Origin of the sequence: Bartonella sp. AP7XZML, from assembly GCF_042195745.1 — a bacterium.
Taxonomy (GTDB): Bacteria; Pseudomonadota; Alphaproteobacteria; order Rhizobiales; family Rhizobiaceae; genus Bartonella.
Genome location: NZ_JBHIOT010000009.1, coordinates 1 through 3,138, shown reverse-complemented (window position 1 = coordinate 3,138; position 3,138 = coordinate 1). Strand labels below are relative to the sequence as shown.

Sequence of the window (3,138 nt, the reverse complement as noted above, 5' to 3'; positions counted from 1 at the left end):
ATGAAGCGATATCCATTATCAGTTTTCGTCAAGCGAATAAAAAAGAAAGAGAGGTTTTCAATGACTATCAAAAAAACCTTTAAAACAGGATGTGGCTACACAAAAGAAGATTGGGACGCTGTGGATTCCCCATCACTAACAGATGAAGAACTTGCACGCTTAAAGCCAGCTAAAGATGTTTTACCACCTTCCTTTTTTAAATATGTAACAGAAGAACGCCGTAAACGTGGGCGTCCACCCGTTGAATCTCCCAAACAAGCGGTTACTCTACGCCTTGACCCAAACGTTATTGCTTCTTTTAAAAAACAAGGAAAAGACTGGCGAACACGTATGGGTGAAGTTTTAAAAAAAGCAAGTGGCAGCTAAACCAACCACCTCCCCACTCTAAAAAATGTGCTTTACAGTTGAAATTAAACTTCAATTGTATTACATTGAAATACAGTTACAAGAGGAGAAGTCATTATGGCTGCCAGTCGTATGGTTCAAGCGCGTGTACCAGAAGAAATTCAAAATATCGCTAATCAAGTTATTCAAGCTTCAGGTTTATCAGTAAGTGATGTTGTGAGAGTGTTGATGACGCGTATTGCACAAGATAAAGCTATTCCGTCCTTCTTATTTCAACCTAATGCGGAAACTATAGCGGCTTTTGCAGAACTAGAGGAAGGTAACTTAAAAAAGTTTCATTCCGTAGACGAATTATTTAATGATCTCTATGCGGACGATTGAACGTACCACTATCTTCAAACGTGATTTCAAGCGTGAAATGAAAGGACGGTATCGGCATCTTTTAGATACTGATTTGCGCCAAATCATTGCAGCATTAGCAAATGATCAACCTTTAGAACCTCGATATCATGACCATGCATTGACTGGGAATTGGAGCAATTATCGAGATTGCCATATTCGACCTGACTTAGTACTGATTTATCGCTTGATTGGTCAAGATCGATTGATTTTAGTGCGTCTGGGCTCCCATTCAAAACTTGATCTTTAAACCNTGTCAAAATTGCCAAGATTTTTGTAATATTGGGCACGTCATCTTGAAGCTTTAAAACTAGAACCTTTTCTATTGCATTCATAGTTTGAACTAGAGCACTACAATCTTTGTCGCTCACATTTTCATCATTAGAAAATTGAGATAATGCTATCCATAAATCGCATAAGAAGTTGGTATCTATCTTCATTGCACACCTCCATGGATTTGTTCTCTTAAACATGCCAATCCTCTAGATGTGATTTTCGTTGAAGGCAGCACCTTTTCTGTACCATCTGGTCTTTGAATTGTGATAGCGGGGCAATCCATGAATCCTTTTTTTATCTTATCCTGATAAGGTAACAGAGGCGCCCCTGGAGCACGACGATACACCCAATCATGCTTACGCAAGTAATCTGTTAAATCCTTTGGTCGTACCTCCAACATCTTTGCTGCTTCGATAAGACCAAACAGACCATCAGAGCGCTTTAAACCATCAAGTGCTTCTGCTTTTGGTGCTAATTCTGCAATAACATGATCTTTCTGTTCTATTTGACTTTGTAAGTGATTCAAAACACCAAGTAATGCTTCGGGTTTGGAATAATCTACTTGTGGTGTTGTTACTTGTCTTTCCAATTCTTGCCAGCGGTCAATAATCTTTGCTCGTAAAGCAGTGCTGTAACCCGAAACAAGAATTAAACATTCACGTTTGGGAAGATTGTAGCAAGGAAGAGTACGACCTGTTGAATCTCTGTAGAATCCTGCAAATTTACTCAGCTCAATTTTGAGCTCAGTGAGTATTTGCCGAATATCCCGCATAACATTCCGATGTTCTTTACCACATAATTCTGCAATTTCACGACTCGACATAGTCTGAGTGGTAGCACTATTAGCAGTGCTTTCTTTAATTTCTATAAGTGTGTTCACTGTGAACTCCTTGGTAATAGAGGTTTTCTATTGACACTCTAAAAGAGTGCCGGGTGCTAGAAAACACGGTACCAAGTCCGTCGTCACACCTTTCCCGTGAGGGTATTGTATAGTGTAACTACACCCGACAAGACCGTTATATGCTACAGCATATAATGAGTCAAAATCTTTAATGTTCAGAAGACTGATTATTTCGGCAACCAATCCGCTTGGTATTTTAAGGTGTTTTCTAGGCACCTGATTCGAAAATAGACATTGACGCAACAATGTCAAGAATAAAAATAATTTTTATCTAAAAATAATCACATACTGTATAGTGTACATATTGAAATTGTTATTTATCAATGAGTTAAGTGTACAATGTACAGTCAATTTGAAAATTCTGTCGCTAGCGATAGTTCGCGCTGTCCTGCCCCGCAACGAAGCCAACCCGCTGGGAAGTACCTTTTGCATTGATTTTATTGATTTTTTTTATGAAAAAACAAAGCATAAGTGATAATCTGTTTTTAAAATTGCAATAAGAATATGTAATTCCTAAACTCATAAGGATATGGAATATATAGATAAAGCTTGAGAACATGATCTAGCCTTTCTTATTAGCAGCGTATTCTTGACGAGAAAGTTGTCTCTGTATATTTTTGGTTAATCTTTCATTGGCATATTGTGCAATAGCACTTGCAATCTCTGGCTTGGACATCACTTTAGCAATTGAAGGTCCTTCTTGTTTTGCAATGGGGAATTGATCTCCGTCATCTCTTTGAAACACATTCCCTCCCATTTTCAATTCAACACGCTTTGGAAAACTGCCTCCCTTGATAAAACCATGGGGTAAGATTTCTTTCTTTCCAAACAGTGTGTAAGTTACGCCGCGTTTTGTTTCGTTTGCTTTAAAAAATTTAAGAGGTATCGGTGTTCCAGAACCAATGATATCTGTCTCAAGAAACCTTGCTGTCGCCTTTTCTTTAATATAAACACCTCTTCTTATACGCTTTATTTGGGCTGATGAGATGTCTGCAACTTGCTTTTCAGTAAAGCGTTCAACTTGTTTTGCTGCAGTGTTTAGAGCATTACGCAGAGCCCAGTTAAGGCGTGGTGCTTGAAGGTTTGTGAAGGTATCTTTTACCTGTTGAAGATACCATTTTTGGTGGATGATTAATTTCAACGTCTAAGCCTTTTTGGGGGTAGGTGTTGATGACTTGGAAGCTTTAGATGCTTTTGGCTGTTCGAGTGGAATTTCC

At 38.5% G+C, this 3,138-nt stretch carries 5 protein-coding genes and 1 pseudogene; 3 read left to right on the top strand and 3 right to left on the bottom strand.

The window, feature by feature from the left end:
• Positions 1-60 precede the first annotated feature (60 nt).
• The 3 genes from ACFILT_RS00710 (at position 61) to ACFILT_RS00700 (ending at position 994) form a co-directional block, all read left to right on the top strand.
• Positions 61-366 carry a BrnA antitoxin family protein gene (locus ACFILT_RS00710; protein WP_375674527.1) on the top strand — a complete coding sequence of 102 codons (306 nt, stop codon included), beginning with the start codon at positions 61-63 and terminating at the stop codon, positions 364-366.
• Between the two features lie 96 nt (positions 367-462).
• The gene (locus tag ACFILT_RS00705) at positions 463-726 is read left to right on the top strand and encodes a type II toxin-antitoxin system RelB/DinJ family antitoxin (protein ID WP_375674529.1); all 264 of its coding nucleotides are present in this window, start codon (positions 463-465) and stop codon (positions 724-726) included.
• Positions 713-994, top strand: coding sequence for a type II toxin-antitoxin system YafQ family toxin (locus ACFILT_RS00700; RefSeq protein ID WP_208438264.1), 282 nt, complete (start codon positions 713-715; stop codon positions 992-994). Before ACFILT_RS00705 ends, ACFILT_RS00700 begins: the two co-directional genes overlap by 14 nt.
• On the opposite strand, the pseudogene ACFILT_RS00695 reads toward ACFILT_RS00700, so the two are convergent.
• From ACFILT_RS00695 to ACFILT_RS00685, 3 genes and pseudogenes are all read right to left on the bottom strand, one after another.
• Positions 957-1,184 (bottom strand): annotated as a pseudogene (locus ACFILT_RS00695) (hypothetical protein); the annotation flags it as partial. The gene ACFILT_RS00700 and the pseudogene ACFILT_RS00695 overlap by 38 nt on opposite strands.
• Entirely contained in the window at positions 1,181-1,900 is a 720-nt protein-coding gene (locus ACFILT_RS00690; protein ID WP_375679429.1) for a Rha family transcriptional regulator, read from the bottom strand. The gene ACFILT_RS00690 and the pseudogene ACFILT_RS00695, both read right to left, overlap by 4 nt.
• 583 nt (positions 1,901-2,483) lie before the next feature.
• Positions 2,484-3,062: a hypothetical protein gene (locus ACFILT_RS00685; protein ID WP_375679428.1), complete on the bottom strand. Its 579-nt coding sequence runs from the start codon at positions 3,060-3,062 to the stop codon at positions 2,484-2,486.
• Between the last annotated feature and the right edge of the window lie 76 nt (positions 3,063-3,138).